Here is a 25,956-nt window from a genome sequence, read left to right as displayed (position 1 = left end):
GGCCTGAGGACTACATTAATAGTACCTCAAGCCATTTTTCAATGTGTTTAATTAGTATGTAAGTTTACCAATTGAAGGCAAGTAAAGACCTTCTTTGATAAGTGCTCCGGCTTTTGCTGTACCAGTCGCAATATCGATTTGATACACACGTGCTTCATTTCCGGTTACAAAGCTTTTGTATGCTTTTCCGTTTTCTACGAACAAACTTGACAAACCAAAAAATTCATCTCCTCCGTGATCAGGCAGACCAGTTACCTCAACAATAGTTTTAGCTGATAAATCTAAAATAGCCGATTTGAAAATCGTTTTTGTATTTAAGAAACTGTAAACTGCGTTAACCGCATCAACATCAGTAGGAATATAAGAGATGAACACTTTTTCTCCTCCTAACGGATAAGCCGCTAGAACTTTTCCTTTTAATGAACTTTCCTCTAAATTGAAGAAATAACCCGGATCAAACTTAGCATCACCTTTTTTGATACGCAAAACTCCTGAAGCTGCTGCTGTAACTGGGTATCCACCTGCACGCGCATTTGAAGAAAATGTGTAAATATCTCCTGATTCTGTCTGAACAATTCCTGTATTTGTATAATACATTCCAATTGCAGTTGTTCTGGTATCTTTTATTGTTGTAACATAATCTAAAGATGGATATTTGTAAACTCTAATTGTAGCATCAGATGATAGCACTTTATTTGTTCCGTCAGAAACATCTTTAGTATAAACCGGAACAAAAAGCTTATCTCCAGATACAGCAACTCCTGTTGGCCAGTGTAAAACCTTTTTATTATCCGCACTTACGGCGAAATCGTTAAACTTACGTCCCTCGATAGAAACAGTTACAGGATTGTAAATCATAAGTTCATAATCAGATGAACTTCCGTCCCAAGTTGCACCAATATTGATCATTTTTTTATCGTCAGTATAACCAACAGCATAAGATGATTCAAAAGCAAGTTTTCCCGCCTGAACTAGTTTCCCTGTAGTGTTAAGATGAAACGAAGCAGCTCCTTCATCATCAGTACTTAAAGCAAAAAATGTATTGTCGATAGGAAAACAGCTTCCGGCTTGTTCGATTCCAACTCCTTTTGCGCTTATTTCGCCGGTCATTAACTGATCAATCGAACTAAAATCAAGAATATATTGTGTATAATCGTCAAGCCAATAAGAAGCAACATATTTAGCGCCATTTACAGTTGGTTCTACTGGTTCTGTTGAAGGTGAATCATTATCACTGCTACAAGAAAAAATAGAAAGTGACAGACAAGCCAATGCAAAGCATTTTGCGAATTTGTTTACAAACATGATTAAAATTATTAAGGGTTATTATTTAATTATTGAAGAAAATATCTGAATTTAACCGAAAAAGATCGACCCGGTTTTTGAACTTTAAAATAGTCATACACCTTTACATCCGTAATATTTCGGCACTCTAAAGCCAGATTGTATTTTCCGTTTAAGAAAGAATAGGCAATCATTGCATTTTGAGTAAATTGCTCCGGAATTGCTTTTTTAGTTTCAAGGCTTCCTAAAACGGGCCAAGTCAGATAAAAATCGTCGATGTAATTGGCACTTACGTTTAATGAAAGTCGGTCGTCCTTATATTTGATGTTTTTAAAATTAAAAGTCAAATCAGCATTTCCAAAAAAGATTGGAACGTTTGGCAATTGTGCATCATATAGTGCATCCGGGCTTGTTGTACCCGTTTTAAATTTGTTTTTGTTGAGACTCTTTTGATAAGTTCCATTTATTTCGAAAGTAAGCAGATCTTTAAATCCATATCTAAAAACTCCGTCAATACCCGTGATTTGCACATTTTGAAGGTTCTCAAAAACGGTTTTATCGCCGTCTTGTTTCTCTCTGATAAAATCTTTTGCCTGTCTGTATATTAAGCTTGTTTCGGCACTAAAATGATTTTTGCTTTGTTGTGTAAGAAATGCCAATCCAAAATTTGCATTATCGCTGCTTTCCGGTTTAAGTCCAATGTTACTGTTAACTGTTAATCCGTCACCCAACATTTCAATCGCTGATGGTAAACGATACGCGTGCTCATAAGAACCTTTTACCTGAAATTTATCTGATAAATGATACGCCGAAGTAGCACCATACCCATAATTGGTTGACGAAGCAGATTGAGTAATGGCATTTGAAATCATTTTGGTAGACAAGTCATACATTTTACCAAAAGCAGAAATTGCCAATCGATTATCAAAGCCACTAAAATTATAACCGAAACCTAAAATGTTTTTATCAATACTTGGTTCACCGAGTTCAACAACTTTTAAATACTCGTCGGTTTCTTTTCGTTTGTATCCTAAATAGGTATAATTTAAAGCGATAGAATGCTGCTCATTCAACTGATATTTTAAATTGGAAGTTAATTGTGCATTTGCCTCATCGTATACATAAATTGTTTTGTCGCCTAATTCTCCTTTATCTCCTGCACTGGCAAATTGTCTGTAAACATAATTTCCGGTCCAGTCATAAACTCTTGAAGAGGTATCAACAGAACGATTATTTACTAGAGCATATGTCGAATTAACATTCAGAGACAAACCTTTTGTAAAAAGATTATCCTTTTTATATTTTAAAGATGTTATAAAACTTTCACTGTCTGTAAAAGCCTGCCCAACGACTTTTTGCATGGTTCTTCCTTGCTGAATTTCCTTCTTATTTCCCGCAATTGCAAAACCAACAAGTAAATAATCAGCAAAACTTTTGTTCTTAAATCCCGCCTCAGCCATTATTGTTCCTGACTTATAAGCATCATGGAAGTGTTTGTATTTCTGTTCCGGCAAGAATTTAGAAGTAGTTTTATCTACCACACTTACATCAACTTTATAATCGTTATCTGAATAATTAGCGAATGCATTAATATTGGCAATAAAACCATCTCTACCAGAAAATCTCGTATTTACCGCCGCTCTGTGCGTATTAAAAGAACCATAACTATATGAAGCATCAATGTAACGGTTTACATTTTTGTTGGTTACAATATTTACCGCTCCTCCCAAAGCATCTGCACCTAATTCTATTGGGACAACACCTTTGTAAACATCAATTCGTTCTGCCATGTTTACGGGAATGTTATTCAGCGTAAGCGCAGATCCATAACTGTCCATAGGAACGCCGTCAAGGAAAAACTTAACCTGATTTCCAGAAAATCCATTTAAAGAAAAATTGAAAGCAGAACCCAATCCTCCGTATTCACGAATACGAACTCCGGTAGTTTTATTTAAAACCTGATTTAAATCTGCCGATGTATTGTAGGTCTTTTTTAAGTCAACTGCCGTAATATTATAAGCCTGTTCACGAACGCGCTGTACTTTAGATTTACCGGTTACGGCTACTTCATTTAAAGTCGCCATATCTTCCTCAATCGTAATATCGGCTACTTTTTTGCCACTTTCGTTTAAAATTATTGCGGTCTCTTTTGTTTTATAACCTGCGTACGCCACCATCAATATATAATTTCCTGGTGCTGCAATCAGCTTATACTCCCCTTTATCATTTGTAAGTGTCGCATAAGAGGTTCCTTTCAGCGAAACCGAAACACCTTCTTCTGGCTTTCCTGCTGTTAAAATGACTCCGTTTAAGCTTGCTTTGTTTTTTTGTGAATACCCTTGAAGTGCAGTTAAAAAAATTGTAATCAAGAGCAATAATCTACGTAGTTGCATTAGAATTTTTTGATTTTGAAAATTAAAGTGCAACAAAATTAAGGCCTCTTTCAAGTTTTTCCAAACTTATTTTTAATTATTCTAAATAAGAATAGTATTTAACTTTTAAACCAAGAAAACGATAAAAAATACGTACATTCTTAACAAATAATTAAAATTAGATTAATATTACCTTAAAAATTTTAATTCAAAAAGTTAAAATCTTCAGCATTCTTTTGGCTAAAAAAGCCATAAAAGCCATAAAAAAAGCCCGCTTCTCAAAAAGCGGGCTCATAAAATACTAAACTGAAATATTAGATTTCCATATCTAAAATTGTTTCTTTCAACTCTTCAATGATTATTTTAATATCATCTTCAGTTGTGCGCCAATTTACAAATGAAGCTCGAATTCCTTTACGATTTTGGTAAACAGTCGGTGTCATAAATACCTTTCCTTTATCATTTAAACACACCAAGAACTCGTTAACTTTTTCCTGATTGTGATTTCCTTTTAAAGTAAAACACACATTGTTCAAATTAATCGGTGCCAATAATTCAAAATTTTCTTCTTCGATTAAGGCATTTCCGAAGTGAAGTGCCAATGCAATACTCTTCTCAATAATATCTCGGTAACCTTCTTTACCATACGCTTTTAAAGAAAACCATGCTGGCAATGCTCGTAAACGTCTTGAATTTTCTGGCAATACATTTAAATAATTAAAATTCTCCAGCGGATTTCCTAAATAAGGGGCATTCGAATTCTGAAATGTTTCAATTTGAAGATTAATATGATCCTTTTTTATCAGATAAAAAGCACTTTCATACGGAACATTTAGCCATTTATGACAATCAATTGTAATACTATCTGCGTCTTCCCAACCTTCGACTAAATGTTTATATTTGTCCGAAACAGCTGCAAAACCACCGAAAGCACCGTCAATATGCCACCAAAAATTGTATTTTTCTCTTAGTTTAGAAATAGCCACAAAATCATCAAAATCGGCTGTATTTACTGTTCCCGCACTAGAAATTAAAACAAAAGGCTGACCGTTTAATTTTTTGATATTCTGTTCTAAATCATACATATCAATAGCTTCGCGATTACCTTCAATCGTTTTTACAGTGACATAATTCTGACTTCCAATTCCTAACATCGACAAACATTTTACCGAAGAAGAATGTGGCGTTGCGGTCAAAATATTGATGGTTTCCGAAATTCCGTTTTTAGCGAAATCTTTCCCAAACTGTTTTCCGAACCATTGTCTTGCTACTCCTAAACTGGTAAAATTTGACATAGTAGCGCCTGTTACAAATCCGCCCATAAAAGATTGTGGTAAATCAAGCAACTGCAGCAACAAATTAATGGTTTCCATTTCTATCAGAGCTGTAGCTCCACCTTGCGCTTTTATAGATTGTGCATTTTGATCATAAACTGACGCAAGCCAGTCACCAACAATAGAAGCTGGTGTAGAACCCCCAGTTACAAATCCCAAATATCTTGGGCCTGGAGATGCCACCATTACAGGTGCCAAACGCTCTTTAAATTCAGCTAACGCACCTAAAGATCCTAATCCATATTCGTTTAATTCTCCATCCGTTTGCATCGATTGCCTTGTCGAAGTTGGATGGTTTTCAAGATTGTTTAGGAATTCAATTCCTTGATTTTTTGTCTCATTTAAGATTCTATCGAAGTCCTTAAGATCTTCTCGTAATTTTGAATTCATTTTCAAGGTTGTATTAATAGTTAAGCGCAGATTGCGCAAATATCAAGAGATTCAAATATGTAATAATGAAAAAAAGAGAAAAACTACCATTTGGTTTTCTCCGAGAATCTGGAAACCATCATAGAGCAGATTACATCTCCGTTTGCATTTAATAAAGTTGCAATTGGATCTACTAAGGTTCCTAAAATCATGGCAACCGGAAGCGCTTGTTCCATCGGAAAACCATAAACAGTGATGGCTAAGATTTCGCCAATATAACCGCCGTTCGGGATTCCGCCTTCAACAATCGAAACTACAACTGTAATTCCAAGCGCCAAAAGAATCGTCATCGGATCTGTAAAATCTTTTCCAAACATGGCAAATAAAAAGGTTATTTTTAAGATGGATGACATACTAGAACCATCTTTATGCAAAGGCGCACCAAGCGGAATTACCAAATTTCGAACATGTGCCGGAATGCCCATTTTTTCAGCTGCTTCCAAATTGGCTGGAATGGTTGCAATACTGCTGCAAGTTCCTACGGCTGTTAATGAAGGCGTAATATTATTGCTCCAAAAAACTTTAAAAGCTCTTTTTCCGCCAGCGACAAGCGCATACAAACTAAAAAAGACAAAGAAATAAAAAACACAGGCTGCATAATATACGGCCATAGGTTTTGCGTAAACACCAAATAATTGCGGTCCGAAAATTCCAACCTGATAAGCAAAATAGGCACCTAACCCAATTGGCGCAAATTTCATTATGATGTTTAAAAGCTGTTTCATTACCTCGTTTCCAGAATCCAAAAAACTCTTGAAAGCATTTCCTTTTTCTCCCGATTGTAATGTGGCAAATCCAATTAGAAATGAAAAAATAATCAATGCCAGCATGCTTTTTCGTGACAATAATTCGAAGAAATCATTTGCCGTAAGGAGTTTCGCAATTTGATCTCCTGCCGATCCTGATTGAATTGCTTCAAATGGAACTTTGGCGATCGCAATATCTTCGTGAATTGGGAAAAGATAAACAGCGCAAATCATGACAATTGCCGAAATAAGAATTGTAGTTAGAAAAACCAATATCATAACAACAAAAAGTTTTCCTAATTTTTCGGTTCTCTCCAAATTAGCAATCGAAGAACTAATTGTAAAAAATATTAACGGAATAATCGCTGTAAAAAGTAGGTTTAAGAAAATGTCTCCAATTGGTTTTATTATCAAAACATCCTCTCCGAATATCAATCCAAAAATACTTCCGATTATGATTCCGCCAAGAAGCCATAATATACTGCTGTAACTCTGCAAAAAATTGATTTTCTTAACTTCCATAGTTGCTAGGATTATAATTCAGAAAGATTAATAATAAAGAATGAAAGTACTCCAAAAAAGATTGCGAAAATTATTTTTTAGCCACAGATTAAATGATTTAAAATGATTTTTAATCTGTGATAATCCCTTAATCTGTGGCTAAAATATTTTTACTTTTCCAAAACAATCGTAGTAAAAACCCTGTCGGCTAGTTCGCCTGTTTTGCTTTTTACTTGTTCTGTCTGACTTTCAGTATAAACAATTTTAAAAGCTGTTTTCTCAATCAGTTTTTGTGCTTTTTCAGTGCTGTAAAGCTCAAATTCAAATTGAGTAAAAGGCAATTGCTTCATGAAATCTTCCTGAGCAAATGTCAAACAGAAATTCCCATTTGGTTTTAAAACCCTATAGATTTCTGAAAGTAATTCTTCAGGTTTCTGCCAAAAATAAATAGTATTTACAGTAAATATTTTATCAAATAATTCATCTTCAAACGGAATCGTATTTCCGTCATAAAGTGAAAAGAAAGCTTGTTTTTGAGAAACAAAATTTCGATTGATTTGGCGCGCTTCTTGAAACATCAGCTCCGACATTTCCAGTCCGTAGTATTTTAGTTTTTCAGCTTGTTCAAACAAAAACTCAACGTGACCTGCGTTTCCGTGGCCTAGTTCTAGAATTCTGTTTTCGTTTGAAATATTTAGATTCTGAATCGAATGTTTGGTCATATTGATGTTCGTTTCGTTCATCATATTTCCCATTTCAATTCCTTTTTCTCCCGACGGATTTTTTAATTGAGAGGCTATGGCTTGTAGTTCTTCTTGTTTCATAATTATAAAATTAAATTCCAATTAAAAAATACCAAATTTCAAGCTTTTTGTCATTTCGACGAAGGAGAAATCACACTAAAAACTCCTCAAAGTATGGCGTCCAATCTTTGTAGACATACGAATGTGATTTCTCCTTCGTCGAAATGACAAGTTTGAGTAGAATGCCTTAAAAAACCTGACTCGCGATCTGGCGGATATTCTCCGATTTCCCCATTGAATAATAATGTAAAAAAGGAACTCCGGCTGCTTTTAATTCTAATGACTGCTGAATCGCCCATTCGATTCCGACTTGTTTGATTTCAGCATTATTTTTGCATTTATCAACCGCATCAATTAAATCTTCTGGTAAATCGATTCTGAAAATCTGTGGTAAAACTTGCAAGTGTCTTTGAACAGCGATTGGTTTAATTCCAGGAATAATCGGAATTGTGATACCCATTTCTCTTGCTTTTTCTACAAAGGCAAAATATTTTGAGTTGTCAAAAAACATTTGTGTTACCACATAATCTGCTCCTGCATCCACTTTTTCTTTTAATCTTTTTAAATCTGATTGTAAAGAAGGTGATTCTAAATGTTTTTCAGGATAACCCGCAACTCCAATACAGAAATCAGCTTTATTGTCAATATCCATTACTTCATGCAGATATTTTCCGCAGTTCAAATCTTTGATTTGACGAACCAAATCAACTGCGTAATGATTTCCTCCTGCTTTCGGTACAAAAGATTGTTCATCTTTCATGGCATCGCCGCGAAGCGCCATTACATTGTTGATTCCTAAATACTGACAATCAACCAGCATATATTCGGTTTCTTCTTGTGTAAATCCACCGCAAAGCAAATGCGGCACCGTATCGACATTATATTTATGTTTTATAGAAGCGCAAATTCCAAGCGTTCCCGGACGCATACGAGTCAATTTTTTATCCAAAAGTCCGTTACCTTTATCAATGTAAATATACTCCTCGCGAGAAGTCGTTACATCAATAAACGGCGGTTTAAACTCCATTAACGGATCGATATTATCGTATAATTCCTGAATGCTTTTCCCCTTTTGAGGCGGAATAATTTCAAATGAGAATAATGTTTTTCCTTTGGCGTTTTCTATATGTTCTGTTACTTTCATTTTTTGTTTTTTGTTTCAAGTTTCAGGTTCCATGTTTCAAGTTTCTCTACTGTAACTTGAAACTTGAAACCTGAAACAAAAATAACTTTTCGTTAATCTGCTATATTAGGGTTTAACCACTTCATTGCGTAATCCGTTGGCACATTGCGTCGTTTGGCGTAATCTACAACTTGGTCTTCTTTTATTTTTCCGAGTCCGAAATATCGGCTTTTTGGGTTTCCGAAATAATATCCTGAAACCGATGAAGCTGGCCACATCGCCATACTTTCTGTCAGCGTTACTCCTATTTCTTCAGCTACATTTAAAAGTTTCCAGATTGTTGGTTTTTCCAAGTGATCTGGACAAGCCGGATAACCTGGAGCAGGACGAATTCCTTTATAATTTTCCTTAATCAATTCTTCGTTAGTTAAAGATTCTTCTGAATCATAACCCCAGAAATCTTTACGCACTCGCTCGTGAAGATATTCGGCGAAAGCCTCAGCAAAACGATCGGCAAGTGCTTTAACCATAATCGAATTGTAATCGTCTAGATTCTTTTCGTATTCCGCTGCCCATTCGTCAACACCAAAACCGGTTGTTACACAGAAAGCTCCCATATAATCTTCTATTCCGCTGTCTTTTGGCAGAATAAAATCGGCCAAAGCGATGTTCGGAGCGCCTTTTGTTTTTTGTGACTGCTGACGAAGCGTTAAGAATTTCTCTAAAACTTTGCCGTTTTCATCGCGCAATTCGATATCGTCATCATTTACCTGATTCGCTGGGAAAATTCCGTAAATACCTTTTGCTTTTAGTTTTTTCTCTTCCAAAATTACTTTCAGCATTGCCTGAGCATCATTAAAAACAGATGTCGCTTGTTCTCCCACAACCTCATCCGTTAAAATTGCCGGATATTTTCCGTACAATTCCCAAGTCTGGAAAAATGGAGTCCAGTCGATATAAGGAACCAAAACATCTAGTTCGATTTCAATGGTTTGCGCACCAATTACTTTTGGTTTAGTTGGTGTATATTCCGACCAATCCAATGGCAATTTATTTTTACGGGCATCTTCAATCGTCAGGAAGTTTTTATCTCTTGAACGATTTAAGAATGTTTCTCTAAACGAATCGTATTCTGCACGAATATCTGCCGCATATATTTTTCTATTATGATCTAACAGATTTCCTGCAACCGTAACAGCTCTCGAAGCATCATTTACGTGAATTACAGTTTCTCTGTATTGAGGCGCAATTTTCACGGCCGTATGCGCACGCGAAGTCGTTGCCCCACCAATCATAATCGGGATTTTAATTCCTTGCTTGTCTAATTCTTTGGCCAAATACACCATTTCGTCAAGTGAAGGTGTAATCAATCCACTTAAACCGATAATGTCAACATTATGCTCAATCGCAGCCGAAATAATTTTTTCCGGAGGCACCATAACGCCAAGATCTACAATCTCGTAATTGTTACAAGCCAAAACCACCGAAACGATGTTTTTTCCAATATCATGAACGTCCCCTTTTACGGTTGCCATCAGGATTTTTCCGTTTCCTTGTTTGTCTCCGGCTTGTTTGCTCGCTTCGATAAACGGCAATAAATAAGCCACCGCTTTTTTCATTACACGAGCCGATTTCACCACCTGAGGCAGGAACATTTTTCCGCTTCCGAATAAATCTCCAACTACATTCATTCCCGTCATCAAATTGATTTCGATAACTTCAATTGGTTTTGTTGCTGCCAAACGTGCTTCTTCAACATCTTCTTCAATAAAAGCATCAATTCCTTTTACCAATGAATGCGTAATACGTTCCTGAACCGTTCCAAAACGCCATTCCTGAACTACTTTTTCATCGCTCTTTGCTTCGCCTTTTACATTTTCAGCAAAATCTAAAAGTCGTTCTGTCGCATCGTCGCGTCTATCTAAAATTACGTCTTCAACGTGTTCTAATAAATCTTTCGGAATATCATCGTAAATCGTTAACATCTCCGGATTTACGATTCCCATCGTCATTCCGTTTTTAATTGCGTGGTATAAAAACACCGAGTGCATCGCTTCACGAACCGTATCATTTCCTCTAAAAGAAAACGAAACGTTACTCACTCCACCACTGATATGCGCGTGCGGAAGGTTTTCGCGAACCCATTTTGTTCCTCTAAAAAAGTCCAAAGCGTTTAAGCGATGTTCTTCCATTCCCGTTGCAACTGGGAAAATATTCAAATCGAAAATAATATCCTGCGGAGGAAACCCTACTTTGTTCACCAAAATATCATACGAACGCTGACAAATCTCCACTCGACGATCGTAATTATCCGCCTGACCAACTTCGTCAAATGCCATGATAATCGCCGCCGCGCCGTAACGTTTAATTAATCTAGCATGGTGAATAAAAGCTTCTTCGCCTTCTTTTAACGAAATCGAGTTTACAACGCTTTTTCCTTGTACTACTTTCAGACCTGCTTCGATGATCTCCCATTTCGAGCTGTCGATCATAATTGGCACTCTCGAAATGTCTGGTTCTGCAGCAATTAAATTCAAAAATTTAGTCATCGCAGTAACACCGTCAAGCATTCCTTCATCCATATTAATATCGATGATCTGTGCTCCACCTTCTACCTGCTGTCTTGCAATATCAAGCGCCTCGTCATATTTCTCTTCCTTGATTAATCTCAAGAATTTTCTTGAACCTGTTACATTCGTACGCTCGCCAACATTCACGAAAACACTTTCCGGCGTAATAATCAACGGTTCTAATCCTGATAATACAAGGTCTCTTCTTTTTTCTGTCATTTCTTTTTAAAGTTACTGAGATTCTAAGATGCTTAGATTCTGAGTTTTTTTATTCTATTTTCTTTCCTGCGAGGTTTTTAAAACCTTGTAGGTATATTCGTTTTTAATATTTTAATTTGGGCGTGTCCTTCGGCCGGGCTATCCGTTACAAGTCCTCGACCAATTCCGTTTCACTGCATTGGTCTGCGGGCTTTTCACTTCTATCCCTCACGCAGATTCGGTTTCATAATAACCTTTATCTTTCTTTTGCTTTTCAATTATCTTTCTACTTTCCATGCATCATATAAAGAACCTTCCCGTTTTTTGCTGAGATTTTAATATCAAACACACCTCCAAAACCAATACTATTAAAAGTCCCTTTAATATGCCAAATAGAATCATTTTCTATTGTTACTGTATAAGGTCTTTGATCTTCTATTTGATCTTTACCATATGATTCAAATAAAATTGGTTCTGCTATTCCGACTGCCGTTTCTTCTTTTGTAACCAAACAATCGTCACATTTAATGCTTTTCTGAAAAACTGTATTAGTTGTGTAATTACAGCTTACAAACATCAAAACAATCGGAAACAAAATCTTCTTCATATTTATTGAAAAACTCATCATGAGTTATTCAAAAACCGGCGCCACTCTAGGCTTATAATCCTTCGCAACCTCAGCCATTAATCGAATATGATCTGGAGTTGTTCCGCAACAACCGCCAATGATATTGATTAAATTATCGTCTAAATATTCTTTAATGAAGGCTTGAGTTTGTTCTGGCGTTTCATCGTATTGTCCGAAAGCATTTGGCAATCCTGCGTTTGGATGTGCCGAAACATTAAAGCTTGTATTATGCGCTAATGTTTTTAAATAAGGTTTCAGCAAATCGGCTCCAAGGGCGCAATTGAATCCTACACTTAATAAAGGAATATGCGAAACGGATATCAAAAACGCTTCAACCGTTTGTCCAGAAAGTGTTCTTCCTGAAGCATCTGTAATTGTTCCTGAAACCATGATTGGAATATCAAGATTGCGTTCTTCTTTTACTTCTTCGATTGCAAAAAGCGCAGCTTTTGCGTTTAAAGTATCAAAAATTGTTTCTACTAAAAGCAAATCACAGCCACCGTCCATTAACGCTTCTGCTTGTTGTTTGTAGGCAATTCGTAAATCGTCAAAAGTTACGGCTCTGTAACCTGGATCGTTTACGTCTGGCGACATACTTGCTGTACGGTTTGTCGGTCCAATTGACCCCGCTACGAAACGAGGTTTTTCCGGATTTTTTGCAGTAAACTCATCGGCTACTTGTCTTGCGATTTTTGCCGATTCGTAGTTTAACTCGTAAACCAAATCTTCCATGTGATAATCGGCCATACCGATTGTCGTTCCTGAAAAAGTATTGGTTTCTACGATATCTGCACCAGCTTCATAATAAGCGGCATGAACATCGCGGATTGCCTGCGGTTGTGTTAGGGATAGTAAATCGTTGTTTCCTTTTAACGGATGCGGGAAATCTTTGAAACGCTCTCCTCTGAAATCTTCTTCTGAGAAATTATAGCGTTGCAACATTGTTCCCATTGCTCCGTCAAGGATTAGGATATTTTTTTTTATTGCTTCTTGAATTGTAATTGCCATATTCTTTTGCCGCTAAGGCGCTAAGGCACAAAGCTTTTTTAATTATAATTTTTGAAGGCTCTATTTAAACCCGATAGTCCCGAAGCCTCGGGATTGAAAACCTGTCGGGTTTAACCTTCGATATTTTTTATTCACATTAATTCCAAAAGTGCACTATTGCTGGCTCATTAGCCCCGATTGAAGTGGAAATTATTTTACTTTTTCCTTTAAAAAGCAAAATGATTGCAACAAAAAGCGGGAACTACTAACTGCAAAAATGCGCCAATGATTCGCTCCTGATACAGAATCTGTTTCAGTAAATTATATGTTATCGAGAAAAGTTTTGAGAAATACGAGTATGTATTTGTGTTATCTATCTTTAATACTGGAAAATGTCGTATAAAGTAGAATTTAGCACCTTCTTTATGATAAAGGGTTGCTAAGGTTTCATCGGGTCTATCCCTCCGCCTTTCGTGATAACTGACAATAATTTTAAGAACAGTGCAAAGGTATGAAATAGGGTTTCGATTTGCAAATGTTTTTTTTCTAAGGTTCTGAGGTTCTAAGATACTAAGGTTCTAAGGTTTTTATTTCTTCTTGCTTGCCTTGGCCAAAGGATTAAAATCTAAACAAAGTTGAAGCCAATACTCCATATCCTGATTTCTTGTCCAGCCAATTTCGGCAATAAAAACATAGTTTTTCATTGGCTTTTCTGCATTGGGCATTGGTAACACATCGTCTCTTTCTATGGCCTTTAAATAAGCCGAATCATCTATTCTGCATAGCAAAAGATTTTCTCCAACTTTTTTATCTAAACGAGTTCCACAGCATAATTTATTATCTACCATGAAAACAATACCACCAAACATTTTCTTTTCAAAAAAATCGGCACCTTTATGTTGGAGAAACGTTCTAATTCTCTTTGCATTATCTTCGTCGAAAGCCATATATTTAGATTCTAAGATACTGAGTTACTAAGATACTGAATTTAAAATTCTTCAATAAAAAAGCTCAAACTAAAAGTTTGAGCTTTTTATATAGATTCTATGCATTTACTATTAATGCTTAGGTTTTTGTTTTGTTCCTCTAAAATTGATAATTGTAATAATATCAAACTCTTTATCAATTCTGTAAACTAAATAATTGTTTTTGTCTACAATAGCCTTATACAGAGCGGTATTTCTTTCAGATTTTGGAAATTGTTCTGGATTTAAATTAATTTGATTTATTACTTGCTGTATTTTATTTTCTAAGTTTAAAATCTCTTTTGCTGTCCATTTTGCTTCAAGATAATCAACAACTTTATTAAAACCTTTTACTGCTTGTGAAGTCCAAATAAATTTTAATGCCATTTCGAAAATCTTTTCATAACATCTTCATGACCTATAACTTCTCCTTTTTCGGCTTGATCTAGTCCAATTTGAATTTCGTTTTTCTCTGATTCTGATAAATCATCAAACCAATCATTTTGATTTGCTTTCAAAATCAATTCCAGTTTTTCCAAAATGCTTTCGTCTTCCACCTTAACCAACTCCTGAATAAATTGATATTTTCTAGCCTCTAAATCCATGATTACCATAATTTATAATTACAAAGATACAAATAAAAAAGCCCAAACTAAAAGTTTGAGCTTTCTATATAAAAAACCTTAGTGTCTTAGTCCCTTAGAACCTCAGCACCTCAGATTAAACTATTGCTTTAACAACCGCTTTTGGAGCTTCTTTACGAGTTCCGTCGAAACCGTCTACTCCTGAAACTGTTGTATATTTTAATACGTATTTTTTTCCTGGATTGATGATTCCGTATGCAGCCTGGCACATTAAAGTTGCTTCGTGGAAACCGCAAAGGATTAACTTTAATTTTCCTGGGTATGTATTTACGTCTCCAATAGCGAAGATTCCCGGAATGTTTGTTTGGTAATCTAATGCATTGTTTACTTTAATGGCATTTTTCTCGATTTCTAATCCCCAGTCTCCAATTGGACCTAATTTTGGTGTTAATCCGAAAAGTGGGATGAAATAGTCACATTCGATTTTACGGTGTGCGCCGTTTTCTTCGATATCTAATGATTCAACGTGCTCAGCACCATTGATTCCGATAACTTCTGCCGGAGTGATTAATTTGATTTTTCCAGCTGATTTTAATTCCTGTACTTTTTCTACAGAATCTAAAGCTCCTCTGAATTCGTTTCTTCTGTGGATTAAAGTTACTTCTGAAGCTACGTTTGCCAAGAAAATTGACCAGTCTAATGCTGAATCTCCTCCTCCTGCAATTACAACTCTTTTGTCTCTGAATTTCTCAGGATTTTTGATGAAGTATTTTACTCCTTTATCTTCATAAAACTCGATATCTTCGATAAGTGGTTTACGAGGCTCAAAACTTCCTAAACCTCCTGCGATAGCAATAACTGGCGCGTGAAATTTAGTTCCTTTGTTTGAGGTTACAATGAAAGATCCGTCTTCTTGTTTGTCGATAGTTTCAGCTCGTTCTCCTAATGTAAATCCTGGCTCAAATTGTTTGATTTGCTCCATTAAACCATCAACTAAATCTCCGGCTAAAACTTCTGGAAAACCAGGAATATCATAAATAGGTTTCTTAGGATATAATTCTGAAAGCTGTCCTCCTGGCTGAGGCAAAGCATCTAAAATGTGGCATTTTAATTTTAATAATCCTGCCTCAAAAACGGCAAATAAACCTGTTGGGCCTGCTCCAATTATAAGTATATCTGTTTTAATCATTATGGTTGTTGTTTATAATCATTCTTAATAATACAAAGAAACGAATAATTTATTCTTTAATCAATGATTTTTATCATTATTCATTTCTCTGTTATGTTACTCTTTATTTTTGAGTGAAGATGTTATCTCATTCATTCTCTTCACTTTTTCTTCAAAATTACCTTTTAAGGTTTTTCTGTATTCATTCAGGTTTTCAACCATTTGGTTAATATCCTCCGGAATTACTTCTTCAAAAAACTCCCTAAGCCTTTTGGCTGTTGTTGGTGATTTTCCGTTGGTCGAAATGGCGATTTTTACATTTCCTTTTGTTACGATTCCGCCTAAATAATAATCACATAAATCGGGCGTGTCGGCGATATTGCAAATCAAATAACGTTTTCTCGACAATTCGTAAACCCTTTTATTCACTTTCAAATCGTCTGTACAGGCAATTACCATGTGACGTTTTTTGAGCATTTTCTTTTTGAACTTCGCTTCCGTCAATTTAATTGAAGGATGATTTTCGGCTAAAACTTTAATTTCTAAATGAAAATCCGGTGCTACAACCTCGACATTTGCATTCGGACTTGACTTGAGCAAGAAAGAAAGCTTTTCCAGACCTACATTTCCTCCACCTACAATTAGTACATTTAAATTGTGAAGCTTGAGAAATATTGGATATAATTCGTTTTGTTCCATTTTAATTTAATTTCATCTAAACAAAATTAGATGATTTTTATTTTATCTCAGAACATTCGTAGTAAATCGCACCTTCATCAAAATTAATTTTTGACAATTCTGGAGCTAATTCAAGTAATTTAAAAAATTGCTTTTTGTCAATTTCATAAACCAGATAAACACCAGGATCATCTTCAATATTTACATTTAAAATCTCAATTAATTTCTCAATAGATAAATCAATTTCAACACTATCAATAAATTTATCTCCTTCTTTTTGATAAGCTACAATCTCACGTACAATATTCATTTAAAAATTATTTAGAAACTGATAGAAATTCTTCGTAAAAGCCTTTTAATTTGTTGCTTTCGCGGACAACTTCTCCAAGAACAATAATCGCTGGAGAACCTAATTCTTTTTGTTTTACAACTTCTAAAATCGAATCTACTGTTCCAACGCCTACTTTTTCTTCTGCTGTTGTTCCGTTTTGGATGATTGCAACGGGTAAATTTCCTTTATCTTCTTTTTGAAACAAATCGATGATTTGAGGCAATTTGTGCATTCCCATCAAAATCACAACGGTTGCTGATGATTTCGCTGACAAGGCAATATCTGAAGACAATTTTTTATCAGAAGTTGTTCCCGTAATCGCCCAAAAGCTTTCTGAAACACCTCTTTTTGTAATTGAAATTCCTTGGCTCGCAGGAACAGCAACTACTGATGAAATTCCGGGAACTACAATGGTTTCTATTCCGAAACTTTCTGCAAAATCGATTTCTTCTCCACCTCTTCCGAAAATAAACGGATCTCCGCCTTTTAGTCTAACTACGTTTCCATAAGTTAAAGCATTATCCACAATCAATTGATTGATTTGATCTTGCGTGTAAGCATGATTTCCGATTCTTTTTCCAACAAAAATTCGAATGGCATTTTTTGGTGCGTAATCCAGAATTTCTTCGTTGGCCAAAACGTCGTATAAAACCACATTTGCTTCAGCCAATGCTTTTACAGCTTTGAGCGTAAGCAAATCGGGATCGCCCGGACCTGCACCGACTAAAGTTATTTTGGGTTTTATATTAAGCATTTTCTAATTCCTGAGCTCTGAAAGTTTCGATTTTATCAAAGAAAACGACTGCCTGAGCAATGTAATCTTTAGCGAAAGCTTCTGATGGTTCATTTTTATTGATTTGGTAAACCAAGTCTTTAAAAGTTGAGTTTAATTCGATTTTATTGTTTTCGATGAAAACAGTATCAAACAAGTCTACAATTCCTGCGTGGTGGTTTGTTTTTTGGTTTTCTGACAATAACAATGCTTTTGCTCCATTTACAAATCCTGCATAAGCATGATAAATCGCATCTGACCATTTTTTCTCGTCGAATGATTCCTGCGCCAAGATCAATTTCTCTTTAGCTTCAAACAATAATGTCGCTACTAAATCGATCACAACTCCGGCGCATTCTCCAACTCCTACTGCTTTTACGTAATTGTCTGCGTTACCCCAATCCACAAAATCAGCTTCTGTTAAATTGGTTACATCTGCGAAAGGTTTTAAGATTTCGTAGAAATATTTTTCTCCTTTTGTATCATAATAATCGAGGAATTTTTGTCCGCTTCCGTTAGCATCAAAATCATTTAAAATGGTACGCAACGCATCTGGACCTCTACGACTAGGCACTTTGATTACTTTATCAGCAAAACGTCCAGCGCCATTTCCTAATCTTCCTCCGCCAAGTAAAACCTGTAAAGCCGGAGCCACTAGTTTTCCTGAGTTGATAGACATTCCCTGGAATCCAATTGCAGACATATTGTGTTGTCCGCACGCATTCATACAGCCTGAAATTTTAATTTCGATTTCGCGGTTGTTTAAATACTGAGGATATTCTGCCCTTAAAACTCTTTCTAATTCTTCTGCAATACCGGTACTACTTGCAATCCCCAAGTTGCAAGTATCAGTACCCGGACATGCCGTAATATCTCCAACTGAATTATATCCTAATTGAACAAAGTCAAGTTTGGCTAATTCTTGATAAAAGAAAGGAAGATTCTCTTCTTTTATGTGACGTATTACAATATTTTGACGCAATGAAAAACGTAATTCATTTGCTCCGTAATTTTTAATTAAATCGGCTAATAATCTCGCTTTATCAGTATAAAAATCTCCTAATAAAACTTTGATTCCGATAGCATAATAACCGTCTTGTTTCTGTTTGATTACATTCGAATTTTTCCACGCTTCATATGCTTTTGTATCTTCGATTGTAACTTGCGGAACTTCTAATAACGGCTCTGTAATTGGGCCTTCAAAAGCAGTTGTATCAATTTCGTATGTTTCAAAAGCGATGGCTTTTTTCTCTTGTTCAACCAAATCAAGGAAAACATCTCTTCCCATTTCTTTGATTAAGAATTTCATACGAGCTTTCATTCTTTTTGCACGCTCTCCGTATCTGTCGAAAATACGGATGATTCCTTCTGCTGTTGGAATAATTTCGTTTACCGGAACGAATTCTGAAAGTAATTCAGCATGTGCTGGCTGAGATCCCAAACCTCCTCCAAACATGATTTTGAACCCTTTTTGTCCGTCTTTAATTTTCGGAATAAATCCTAAATCATGTAAATAACTCAAAGCAGTATCTTCGTCTGAAGAGGAGAACGAAATTTTGAATTTACGTCCCATTTCCTGACAGATTGGGTTTCTTAACAAATATTGAAAAAGTCCGTGTGCATAAGGCGAAACATCAAATGGTTCGTTTACGTCAACTCCAGCCAATTCGCTTCCTGTAATATTTCTTACTGTGTTTCCACAAGCTTCACGAAGTGTGATATCGTCTTTAGCCAAATCTGCCCAAAGTTCTGGTGTTCTGTCTAAACTCACGTAGTGAATCTGAATATCCTGACGCGTTGTAATGTGTAAACGTCCGGTAGAATATTCATCAGAAACTTGTGTGATACGCACTAATTGCTCGCTGGTAACTTTACCATAAGGCAATTTGATACGAATCATCTGAACGCCTTCCTGACGCTGACCGTAGATTCCACGCGCTAAACGAAGACTACGAAAACGCTCATCATCAATTTTTCCTCCACGGAATAAGTGAATCTTTTTTTCTAATTCGATAATCTCCTTCTGAACTACCGGATTTTCTATTTCTGTTCTAAAACTTTCCATTTCTCTTTTGAGTTTTTGGTTGTCGGTTGCTGGTTGTTGGTTGTTGGCTCTAAAAACCATCAACTATCAACTAAAAACAATCAACTATCTAATGAATCCTACTCCTGCTGTTGTGTTTGTTGCTGTATCAATTAAGATGAAAGCTCCGTTTGATTTGTTTTCATTGTATGAATCAAAGTATAACGGTTTGCTTAATTTGATCGTTACTTCTCCAATTTCGTTTATTGCTAATTGTGAAGCTTCTGTCGTTCCTGAGTAATCTGTCGCAATTGTATTTTTAATGCTTTCTACTTTTGCTAAAACTCTGTTGGTATTATGTTGTACCAAGTATTTAGTTCCCGGAACCAGTTTTTTACTGTCCATCCAGCAAACTGTCGTTGTAATGTCTTTTTCAATTTTTGGAAGCTCGCTTGATTTTACAATCATATCGCCTCTCGTTACATTGATATCATTCTCTAATTCGATAGTAATCGAAGAACCTGCAACGGCTTCGTCGAATGTTTTATCGAAAAAGTGAATTTTAGATACTTTTGATTCTGTTAAAGAAGGAAGAACCGTTACAGCATCTCCAACTTTGATTGAGTTCCCGTATAATTTTCCTGCGTAACCTCTAAAATCGTGGTATTCTTCTGTTTTTGGACGAATCACAGTCTGAACTGGGAAACGTGCTTTTCCTGCTTCAAAAACATCAGAAGCATGTAATCCTTCTAAATGCTCTAATACCGTTTGACCTGTATACCAAGGCATATTTTCTGATTGATCAACCACGTTTCCGCCGTTGATTGCGCTTAACGGAATGTAACTTACGTTTTGCTCTTTGAAAGTACTTTTTGCATTTAATGCTTGGAAATCGGCTTTGATTTTATTGAAAACTTCTTCTGAGTAATCAACCAAATCCATTTTATTAATCGCAACAATTACCTCTTTTACTCTCAATAAATTATTGATAAAAAAGTGACGGTATGTTTGTTCAATTACTCCTTTTCTCGCATCGATCAAAATGATAGAAACCTGAGAAGTCGAAGCTCCTGTAACCATGTTTCTTGTATATTCTACGTGGCCTGGAGTATCGGCAATAATGTAACTTTTCTTTGCAGTCGAAAAATAAATATGCGCAACATCAATCGTGATTCCTTGTTCTCTTTCTGCCACTAAACCGTCAGTTGCCAAAGAAAAATCAAGATAATCGTATCCTTTTTGTTTACTGCTTTTTTCGATTGCTTCTATTTTATCAGTCGTCAATGATTTTGTATCATACAATAATCTTCCGATCAAAGTACTTTTTCCGTCATCTACACTTCCTGCTGTTGCTATTTTTAAAACGTCCATTCTGTAATATTTTGTTTCAGGTTTAAAGTTTCAGGTTTTCTGTTGAAACTTATAATCCGTATGTTTTTGTTTTCTTGATTCTACTTTTTAATTGTCAATTAAATAATTATTAATTATCCATTAAAAATAACCTTGTTGTTTTCTCTTTTCCATTGCGGCTTCAGAACGTTTGTCATCGATTCTGGCTCCTCTTTCAGAAATTGTTGATTCTCTGATTTCGCCTACAACTTCTTCGATTGTGGCTGCGTACGATTCAACTGCAGCGGTACAACTCATATCTCCAACGGTTCTGAAGCGAACAATTCTTTCTTCGATTTGTTCGTCTTCTTCTTGGTACACAAAAGGAGAATGCGACCAGATTAAACCGTCTCTCAAAAAAACTTTTCTTTTATGTGAAAAATAGATTGATGGAATCTCGATATGTTCTTTTTCGATATAACTCCAAACATCTAATTCTGTCCAGTTTGAAATTGGGAAAACACGAACGTTTTGTCCATTTTCAATTTTTCCATTTAAAATATCAAACAACTCTGGTCTCTGATTTTTTTCGTCCCATTGTCCGAAATCATCACGAACTGAAAAAATACGTTCTTTCGCTCTTGCTTTTTCTTCATCACGACGCGCACCACCAATACAAGCATCAAACTTAAATTCTTCAATTGCATCTAAAAGTGTTGTTGTCTGCAGGCTGTTTCTACTAGAGTATTTCCCTGTTTCTTCAACTACTTTTCCTTCATCAATAGCATCCTGAACATTACGCACGATCAACTCTAAACCTAATTCTTCTACCAATTTATCTCTGAAAGCAATTGTCTCAGGGAAATTGTGTCCCGTATCAACGTGCAAAAGAGGAAACGGAATCTTAGCAGGGAAAAATGCTTTTTGCGCCAAACGCACTAATGTAATAGAATCTTTTCCTCCTGAGAAAAGTAAAACCGGTTTGTCAAACTGTGAAATTACTTCTCTGAAAATGTATATCGCTTCACTCTCTAAAGCGTTTGTTTTTAATACTGAACTCATTGTTTTTTTGTTTGATATTTTGTGAGTTTCAAGTTTTAGGTTTCAGGTTTCAAGTTCCCTGATCTAAAAAACTCCACTCTTTATTCTATAATCTATATTCTATACTCTAGCAGAAGTCTTGTCTCTTGCTTCTTTCTTCTACCTACTCTTTCTTAGCACTATGAAGTCCACACTCTTTATGGCTTGATTCCCACCACCATCTTCCGGCTCTGATATCTTCGCCTGGGAAAATTGCTCTGGTACAAGGTGCGCATCCAATACTTACGAAACCTTGTTTGTGCAATGCATTTTGAGGAACATTATTTTCTGACAAATACGTTTCAACTTCTTCTAAAGTCCATTTTAATAACGGATTGAATTTTATGATTTCGAAGTTTCCATCGTATTCAAACAGATGTAAATCCTGTCTGTTTTCTGATTGTTCGGCTCTTAATCCCGTAATCCAAACTGAGTTTCCTGCCAAAGCTTTTCGTAACGGAACCACTTTTCGAATAAAACAGCATTCTTTTCTGTTTTCAACTGAATCGTAAAAGCTGTTTGGCCCTTTTGTTTTTAGTAAATTTTCTACCGCCGTTGCTTCTGGAAAAAATACTTCGATTGGTCTTTTATATTTTTTTAATGTTTTATGAAAAACGTCATACGTTTCCTGAAATAATCTTCCCGTATCTAAAGTAAAAACGGTAATATCAGTATTACTTTTTGCAATAAAATCTGTAATTACCTGATCTTCCTGACCGAAAGAAGTCGAAAAAATTACTTTCTCCGGAAATTTTTCTGCTAAAAAAACCAAGGTTTCGTCAAGCGAAAAATCTTTTGTTTTATCTAATAATTCTTGTACAATAATCGCACTCATAATCTCTCTTCCTTTCTAAAATTATTTTATAATAATTTAGATAATGTTTTTAAACTCAATATTATAATTAGAATTCCAACCGCAACCATCATTGGTTTTCTTTTGATTTTATTTACCAAATAAGCCGCTAATGGCGCTGAAATTACTCCTCCTAAAATCAATCCGATGATAACTTGCCAGCCGTGGATTCCTCCAAAAAGCATGAACGTTATACCACTTGCAAATGAAATAGCAAACTCAGCTGCATTTACTGAACCAATCGTATATCTCGGGTTTCTTCCTCTTCCTAATAAAGTTGAAGTTACAATAGGTCCCCAGCCTCCGCCACCGACAGAATCCATAAATCCGCCGAAAACGGCTAAAGCGCCTAATTTTTTAGTTTTCTTTTTTACAATATTCTTTTTTAACGCTTTTCTGATAATGATAACCGCTAAAACAATCATGTAAACCGCAATAAATGGCTTAATAATATCGCCATTAATAACATCTGACAATAAATAAGCTCCTGTTATAGAACCTAAAACTCCTGGAATTAATAAATGTTTTACCAGTTTTTTATTGATGTTTCCAAATCTATGATGCGAAAGAGCCGACGCTCCCGTTGTAAACATTTCTGAAACGTGAACCGCCGTACTACTAACCACTGGCGGAACTCCATAAGCCAATAAAAATGATGTTGAAGTTGCTCCGTAGCCCATTCCTAATGTTCCGTCAACCAATTGAGCAAAAACACCGATAGCAAAAAACACTAAAAACTCTTCATTAAATCCATTCACAAATCCATCCCAAGAAAATTCGGCATGATGATTATAGATCAAAACTGTTAACAAACCTACTAGTAAAACAACCGGAATTCCGATCCAAAGCTTTTCCTTAAAAGAAATCGCATTATTTATTTTCAGTTCTTTTTCCATATTAACAAGTTATCGTTTTTCTATAAAAACTATTACCCTATCGGGTTACTAGATTACTTTGCAAAAATACTACTTATTTATAATAATCAAAACAATATTTTGATTTTTTTAAACCCTTTATTCAATATTAATTCCTTAATGAAGAGTTCTTTACAATTAAAACTGAATTATTTAACAAATAATAATGCATTACGCTTTAATTCAACAACATTTACAAAGGAAATGTTTGGTTGCTAAATAGTTTTCTTAATCTCTACCATATCTATAGGATAATTATAAAAATGTCGTATTTTAGCGCCAAACTTTTTTTATGGATTTTCAGATTGGTCTTGTAATTGCGGGGTTAGCAGTTGGTTTTATTGTAGGTTTAACAGGTGTTGGAGGTGGTTCTTTAATGACTCCTATTTTATTATTTTTTAATATTCCACCAACAACTGCAGTAGGTACAGATTTACTTTACGCTGCTTTTACAAAAGCTGGAGGCGTATTTGTTCACCACAAAAAAGGAAATATAAACTGGAAAATCACTGGATGGCTAACATTAGGAAGTGTTCCCGCTGCTTTATTGACTTTATGGATATTAAACAGCATCAAAACAGATATTGACACCATTAATCGCGTCATAAAAATTAGTTTAGGCTGGGCATTACTATTCACATCCATTGCTATTTTATTCAAAAACAGAATTTTAAAATTCTCTCAAAAACACGCTGGAGATAAATTCCACAGCGAAAGTCACACACAAAATATGCTGACCATAGCAATTGGTGTTTTACTTGGTGCAACTGTAACTGTAACATCTATTGGCGCAGGAGCACTCGGAACCGTAACTTTATTTTTTCTTTATCCGCTTCTGCCGTTACCTCGCCTGGTGGGAACTGAAATTGCTCATGCCGTTCCATTAACACTTGTTGCCGGAATCGGGCACGCTTCAATGGGGAATTTAGATTTAGGATTATTGGGTCAGCTGTTGATGGGATCGCTACCAGGAATATACATGGGAAGTATGCTGAGCGGAAAAGTTCCTGATCAATTTCTTAGAAATGCAATCGCAGTAATGCTATTCTTTACAGGATATAAATTGATTTTTTAAATATCATTTAAACCATATAAGTTATACAAGTTCATTTAATTAAGCTAGCTGCAAAATCTAAAATGAACTTACATAACTTATATGGTTTAAAATTAAAAAGCAATATCAGCCAATGAATTACTCTCTAATATTTTAAGTGTATTATCTCTTACTTCTGTCATTAAGCGTCGGGCAGCACAAGTTGCTTCATCGTCGCAATCATCACATTTTTCGTAAAAGTTATGACTGGCGCAAGGCAAAAGTGCAATTGGGCCTTCCAAAATTCTATAAACTTTAGCCATGCTGATATCTTTCGGATCTTTAATAAGGTAATATCCACCGCCTTTTCCTTTCTTAGCTCCAAGAAATCCAGAATTTCGAAGTAATAATAAAATACTTTCCAGAAATTTTATCGAAATATGCTCACTTTTAGCAATTTCAGCAATTTGCACAGGTTCGTTATTTTCTCTTCTGGCTAAATATGTAAGGGCTTTAATTCCGTATTTTGTCTTTTTTGAAAGCATTTTTAAGTTTTAGATTGTAGACTGTAGATTTTTAGATTACCTAAAATGACAATCACCATATTTTCTGCAACAAAAATAATCTTTTTAAATGAGAATATAACAGATTCAAACTTATATTCTACCAATTTAGTATAGTTTAATTAATTTGCCTCTTCTATTCCAATTAAATTGAATTCATGAAACGTTTTTATTTCTTCATCCAAAGCTTTTTTACTTACAACATAGGTTTCTGAAATAGAATCATGCCAACCTCTTGAACCTCCCAAAAAAGTTAGAGCATCAACAAGGAATACAACGACATAAGCTTCTTTTTACAATAGTCCCAAAATCTGGCTTCTGACCGTTTTCATCTACAACGATACAACCTGTAACAAATTTACCTACAGTTCTTCCAAATAAAGCTTCCATTGTGATGTAATAAACTAGCGAAACGACAATTGCAATTATATTCCATCCTAAATCGCCTAAACCATCCATCCATTCTGCTAATCCAGTAAGACCAAATAATGCTGAAAGAATGCCTATTGTTGCGCCAATTGCAATCAGGATGATAAAAAATACAAAAAGATCAATAATGTAATTTAGAAAACGTGCCCCAGCAGACACTAATAATTTGTCATCTAAAACGTAAGTAGAATTGCTCATGTGTAATTAATTGTTAGTTAAACTTTTGGTTATGATTTTAGTTGCAACAAAAATATAATTT

General features: G+C 35.3%; 24 protein-coding genes and 1 riboswitch. Of the genes, 1 reads left to right on the top strand and 23 read right to left on the bottom strand.

The features are described from left to right. Positions 1 to 51 precede the first annotated feature (51 nt). From BD847_RS10500 to BD847_RS10400, 21 genes are all read right to left on the bottom strand, one after another. Entirely contained in the window at positions 52 to 1,305 is a 1,254-nt protein-coding gene (locus tag BD847_RS10500; protein ID WP_115888205.1) for a DUF4374 domain-containing protein, read from the bottom strand. A gap of 29 nt (positions 1,306 to 1,334) precedes the next feature. Further along, complete coding sequence (locus BD847_RS10495) at positions 1,335 to 3,677, bottom strand: TonB-dependent receptor (RefSeq protein ID WP_244201582.1); 2,343 nt, start codon at positions 3,675 to 3,677, stop codon at positions 1,335 to 1,337. A 293-nt stretch (positions 3,678 to 3,970) separates the two neighbouring features. Then, entirely contained in the window at positions 3,971 to 5,380 is a 1,410-nt protein-coding gene (locus BD847_RS10490) for a pyridoxal phosphate-dependent decarboxylase family protein (protein ID WP_115888204.1), read from the bottom strand. Between the two features lie 83 nt (positions 5,381 to 5,463). Continuing rightward, complete coding sequence (locus tag BD847_RS10485) at positions 5,464 to 6,687, bottom strand: dicarboxylate/amino acid:cation symporter (RefSeq protein ID WP_115888203.1); 1,224 nt, start codon at positions 6,685 to 6,687, stop codon at positions 5,464 to 5,466. A 149-nt stretch (positions 6,688 to 6,836) separates the two neighbouring features. Then, entirely contained in the window at positions 6,837 to 7,490 is a 654-nt protein-coding gene (locus tag BD847_RS10480) for a class I SAM-dependent methyltransferase (protein ID WP_115888202.1), read from the bottom strand. A gap of 166 nt (positions 7,491 to 7,656) precedes the next feature. Next, positions 7,657 to 8,613 carry a methylenetetrahydrofolate reductase [NAD(P)H] gene (gene metF, locus BD847_RS10475; RefSeq protein ID WP_095928056.1) on the bottom strand — a complete coding sequence of 319 codons (957 nt, stop codon included), beginning with the start codon at positions 8,611 to 8,613 and terminating at the stop codon, positions 7,657 to 7,659. Positions 8,614 to 8,705: 92 nt separating this feature from the next. Continuing rightward, positions 8,706 to 11,381, bottom strand: a complete 2,676-nt coding sequence (gene metH, locus BD847_RS10470) for a methionine synthase (RefSeq protein WP_115888201.1) — start codon at positions 11,379 to 11,381, stop codon at positions 8,706 to 8,708. Between the two features lie 265 nt (positions 11,382 to 11,646). After that, a complete protein-coding gene (locus BD847_RS10465) occupies positions 11,647 to 11,967 on the bottom strand; it encodes an NTF2 fold immunity protein (RefSeq protein WP_167443845.1) in 321 nt (106 codons plus the stop codon). 24 nt (positions 11,968 to 11,991) lie between these two features. Then, positions 11,992 to 12,996 carry a homocysteine S-methyltransferase family protein gene (locus BD847_RS10460; protein ID WP_115888199.1) on the bottom strand — a complete coding sequence of 335 codons (1,005 nt, stop codon included), beginning with the start codon at positions 12,994 to 12,996 and terminating at the stop codon, positions 11,992 to 11,994. Between the two features lie 345 nt (positions 12,997 to 13,341). Then, positions 13,342 to 13,458: riboswitch (SAM riboswitch) on the bottom strand. Positions 13,459 to 13,562: 104 nt separating this feature from the next. Beyond that, positions 13,563 to 13,922 (bottom strand): TfoX/Sxy family protein, encoded by a 360-nt coding sequence (locus BD847_RS10455; protein WP_115888198.1) that lies wholly within the window; start codon positions 13,920 to 13,922, stop codon positions 13,563 to 13,565. 111 nt (positions 13,923 to 14,033) lie between these two features. Beyond that, a complete protein-coding gene (locus BD847_RS10450) occupies positions 14,034 to 14,327 on the bottom strand; it encodes a type II toxin-antitoxin system RelE/ParE family toxin (RefSeq protein ID WP_115888197.1) in 294 nt (97 codons plus the stop codon). Beyond that, positions 14,318 to 14,545: a hypothetical protein gene (locus BD847_RS10445; RefSeq protein ID WP_115888359.1), complete on the bottom strand. Its 228-nt coding sequence runs from the start codon at positions 14,543 to 14,545 to the stop codon at positions 14,318 to 14,320. Before BD847_RS10445 ends, BD847_RS10450 begins: the two co-directional genes overlap by 10 nt. Positions 14,546 to 14,660: 115 nt before the next feature. Continuing rightward, positions 14,661 to 15,713, bottom strand: coding sequence for an NAD(P)/FAD-dependent oxidoreductase (locus BD847_RS10440; protein WP_073407989.1), 1,053 nt, complete (start codon positions 15,711 to 15,713; stop codon positions 14,661 to 14,663). A 96-nt stretch (positions 15,714 to 15,809) separates the two neighbouring features. Further along, positions 15,810 to 16,391 carry a precorrin-2 dehydrogenase/sirohydrochlorin ferrochelatase family protein gene (locus BD847_RS10435; protein ID WP_115888196.1) on the bottom strand — a complete coding sequence of 194 codons (582 nt, stop codon included), beginning with the start codon at positions 16,389 to 16,391 and terminating at the stop codon, positions 15,810 to 15,812. 37 nt (positions 16,392 to 16,428) lie between these two features. Further along, positions 16,429 to 16,680 carry a DUF7683 domain-containing protein gene (locus BD847_RS10430; protein ID WP_115888195.1) on the bottom strand — a complete coding sequence of 84 codons (252 nt, stop codon included), beginning with the start codon at positions 16,678 to 16,680 and terminating at the stop codon, positions 16,429 to 16,431. A gap of 7 nt (positions 16,681 to 16,687) precedes the next feature. Beyond that, positions 16,688 to 17,455, bottom strand: coding sequence for a uroporphyrinogen-III C-methyltransferase (gene cobA, locus BD847_RS10425; RefSeq protein WP_115888194.1), 768 nt, complete (start codon positions 17,453 to 17,455; stop codon positions 16,688 to 16,690). Continuing rightward, entirely contained in the window at positions 17,448 to 19,538 is a 2,091-nt protein-coding gene (locus BD847_RS10420; protein ID WP_115888358.1) for a HEPN domain-containing protein, read from the bottom strand. The genes cobA and BD847_RS10420 overlap by 8 nt, the downstream gene beginning before the upstream one ends. Before the next feature lie 84 nt (positions 19,539 to 19,622). Next, complete coding sequence (locus BD847_RS10415; RefSeq protein ID WP_115888193.1) at positions 19,623 to 20,867, bottom strand: sulfate adenylyltransferase subunit 1; 1,245 nt, start codon at positions 20,865 to 20,867, stop codon at positions 19,623 to 19,625. 120 nt (positions 20,868 to 20,987) lie between these two features. After that, the gene (cysD, locus tag BD847_RS10410; protein WP_035645595.1) at positions 20,988 to 21,887 is read right to left on the bottom strand and encodes a sulfate adenylyltransferase subunit CysD; all 900 of its coding nucleotides are present in this window, start codon (positions 21,885 to 21,887) and stop codon (positions 20,988 to 20,990) included. Between the two features lie 142 nt (positions 21,888 to 22,029). Next, positions 22,030 to 22,740 carry a phosphoadenylyl-sulfate reductase gene (locus BD847_RS10405; RefSeq protein WP_115888192.1) on the bottom strand — a complete coding sequence of 237 codons (711 nt, stop codon included), beginning with the start codon at positions 22,738 to 22,740 and terminating at the stop codon, positions 22,030 to 22,032. A gap of 26 nt (positions 22,741 to 22,766) precedes the next feature. Next, entirely contained in the window at positions 22,767 to 23,654 is an 888-nt protein-coding gene (locus tag BD847_RS10400; RefSeq protein WP_115888191.1) for a sulfite exporter TauE/SafE family protein, read from the bottom strand. Positions 23,655 to 23,964: 310 nt separating this feature from the next. Between BD847_RS10400 and BD847_RS10395 the strand changes: the two genes are divergently transcribed. Then, positions 23,965 to 24,747, top strand: a complete 783-nt coding sequence (locus tag BD847_RS10395) for a sulfite exporter TauE/SafE family protein (RefSeq protein WP_115888190.1) — start codon at positions 23,965 to 23,967, stop codon at positions 24,745 to 24,747. Positions 24,748 to 24,839: 92 nt separating this feature from the next. On the opposite strand, the gene BD847_RS10390 is transcribed toward BD847_RS10395, so the two are convergent. Next, positions 24,840 to 25,250: an RrF2 family transcriptional regulator gene (locus tag BD847_RS10390; protein ID WP_115888189.1), complete on the bottom strand. Its 411-nt coding sequence runs from the start codon at positions 25,248 to 25,250 to the stop codon at positions 24,840 to 24,842. Between the two features lie 279 nt (positions 25,251 to 25,529). Further along, positions 25,530 to 25,895, bottom strand: a complete 366-nt coding sequence (locus BD847_RS10385) for an RDD family protein (RefSeq protein ID WP_244201581.1) — start codon at positions 25,893 to 25,895, stop codon at positions 25,530 to 25,532. Positions 25,896 to 25,956: the final 61 nt, after the last annotated feature.

It is taken from the genome of Flavobacterium cutihirudinis (assembly GCF_003385895.1).
GTDB lineage: Bacteria > Bacteroidota > Bacteroidia > Flavobacteriales > Flavobacteriaceae > Flavobacterium > Flavobacterium cutihirudinis.
This window is presented reverse-complemented; position numbering and strand designations above follow the sequence as displayed.

Bases quoted from the DNA above. Each gene is read 5' to 3' on its own strand.
- BD847_RS10500 (WP_115888205.1), bottom strand. From the start codon at position 1,305: ATGTTTGTAAACAAATTCGCAAAATGCTTTGCATTGGCTTGTCTGTCA.
- BD847_RS10485 (WP_115888203.1), bottom strand. From the start codon at position 6,687: ATGGAAGTTAAGAAAATCAATTTTTTGCAGAGTTACAGCAGTATATTA.
- BD847_RS10440 (WP_073407989.1), bottom strand. From the start codon at position 15,713: ATGATTAAAACAGATATACTTATAATTGGAGCAGGCCCAACAGGTTTA.
- BD847_RS10385 (WP_244201581.1), bottom strand. From the start codon at position 25,895: ATGAGCAATTCTACTTACGTTTTAGATGACAAATTATTAGTGTCTGCT.
- cysD (WP_035645595.1), bottom strand. From the start codon at position 21,887: ATGAGTTCAGTATTAAAAACAAACGCTTTAGAGAGTGAAGCGATATAC.
- BD847_RS10495 (WP_244201582.1), bottom strand. From the start codon at position 3,677: ATGCAACTACGTAGATTATTGCTCTTGATTACAATTTTTTTAACTGCA.
- BD847_RS10415 (WP_115888193.1), bottom strand. From the start codon at position 20,867: ATGGACGTTTTAAAAATAGCAACAGCAGGAAGTGTAGATGACGGAAAA.
- BD847_RS10465 (WP_167443845.1), bottom strand. From the start codon at position 11,967: ATGAAGAAGATTTTGTTTCCGATTGTTTTGATGTTTGTAAGCTGTAAT.
- BD847_RS10430 (WP_115888195.1), bottom strand. From the start codon at position 16,680: ATGAATATTGTACGTGAGATTGTAGCTTATCAAAAAGAAGGAGATAAA.
- BD847_RS10480 (WP_115888202.1), bottom strand. From the start codon at position 7,490: ATGAAACAAGAAGAACTACAAGCCATAGCCTCTCAATTAAAAAATCCG.
- BD847_RS10460 (WP_115888199.1), bottom strand. From the start codon at position 12,996: ATGGCAATTACAATTCAAGAAGCAATAAAAAAAAATATCCTAATCCTT.
- BD847_RS10405 (WP_115888192.1), bottom strand. From the start codon at position 22,740: ATGAGTGCGATTATTGTACAAGAATTATTAGATAAAACAAAAGATTTT.
- BD847_RS10435 (WP_115888196.1), bottom strand. From the start codon at position 16,391: ATGGAACAAAACGAATTATATCCAATATTTCTCAAGCTTCACAATTTA.
- cobA (WP_115888194.1), bottom strand. From the start codon at position 17,455: ATGCTTAATATAAAACCCAAAATAACTTTAGTCGGTGCAGGTCCGGGC.
- BD847_RS10490 (WP_115888204.1), bottom strand. From the start codon at position 5,380: ATGAATTCAAAATTACGAGAAGATCTTAAGGACTTCGATAGAATCTTA.
- BD847_RS10455 (WP_115888198.1), bottom strand. From the start codon at position 13,922: ATGGCTTTCGACGAAGATAATGCAAAGAGAATTAGAACGTTTCTCCAA.
- metH (WP_115888201.1), bottom strand. From the start codon at position 11,381: ATGACAGAAAAAAGAAGAGACCTTGTATTATCAGGATTAGAACCGTTG.
- BD847_RS10390 (WP_115888189.1), bottom strand. From the start codon at position 25,250: ATGCTTTCAAAAAAGACAAAATACGGAATTAAAGCCCTTACATATTTA.
- BD847_RS10395 (WP_115888190.1), top strand. From the start codon at position 23,965: ATGGATTTTCAGATTGGTCTTGTAATTGCGGGGTTAGCAGTTGGTTTT.
- BD847_RS10420 (WP_115888358.1), bottom strand. From the start codon at position 19,538: ATGGAAAGTTTTAGAACAGAAATAGAAAATCCGGTAGTTCAGAAGGAG.
- BD847_RS10450 (WP_115888197.1), bottom strand. From the start codon at position 14,327: ATGGCATTAAAATTTATTTGGACTTCACAAGCAGTAAAAGGTTTTAAT.
- metF (WP_095928056.1), bottom strand. From the start codon at position 8,613: ATGAAAGTAACAGAACATATAGAAAACGCCAAAGGAAAAACATTATTC.
- BD847_RS10445 (WP_115888359.1), bottom strand. From the start codon at position 14,545: ATGGATTTAGAGGCTAGAAAATATCAATTTATTCAGGAGTTGGTTAAG.
- BD847_RS10400 (WP_115888191.1), bottom strand. From the start codon at position 23,654: ATGGAAAAAGAACTGAAAATAAATAATGCGATTTCTTTTAAGGAAAAG.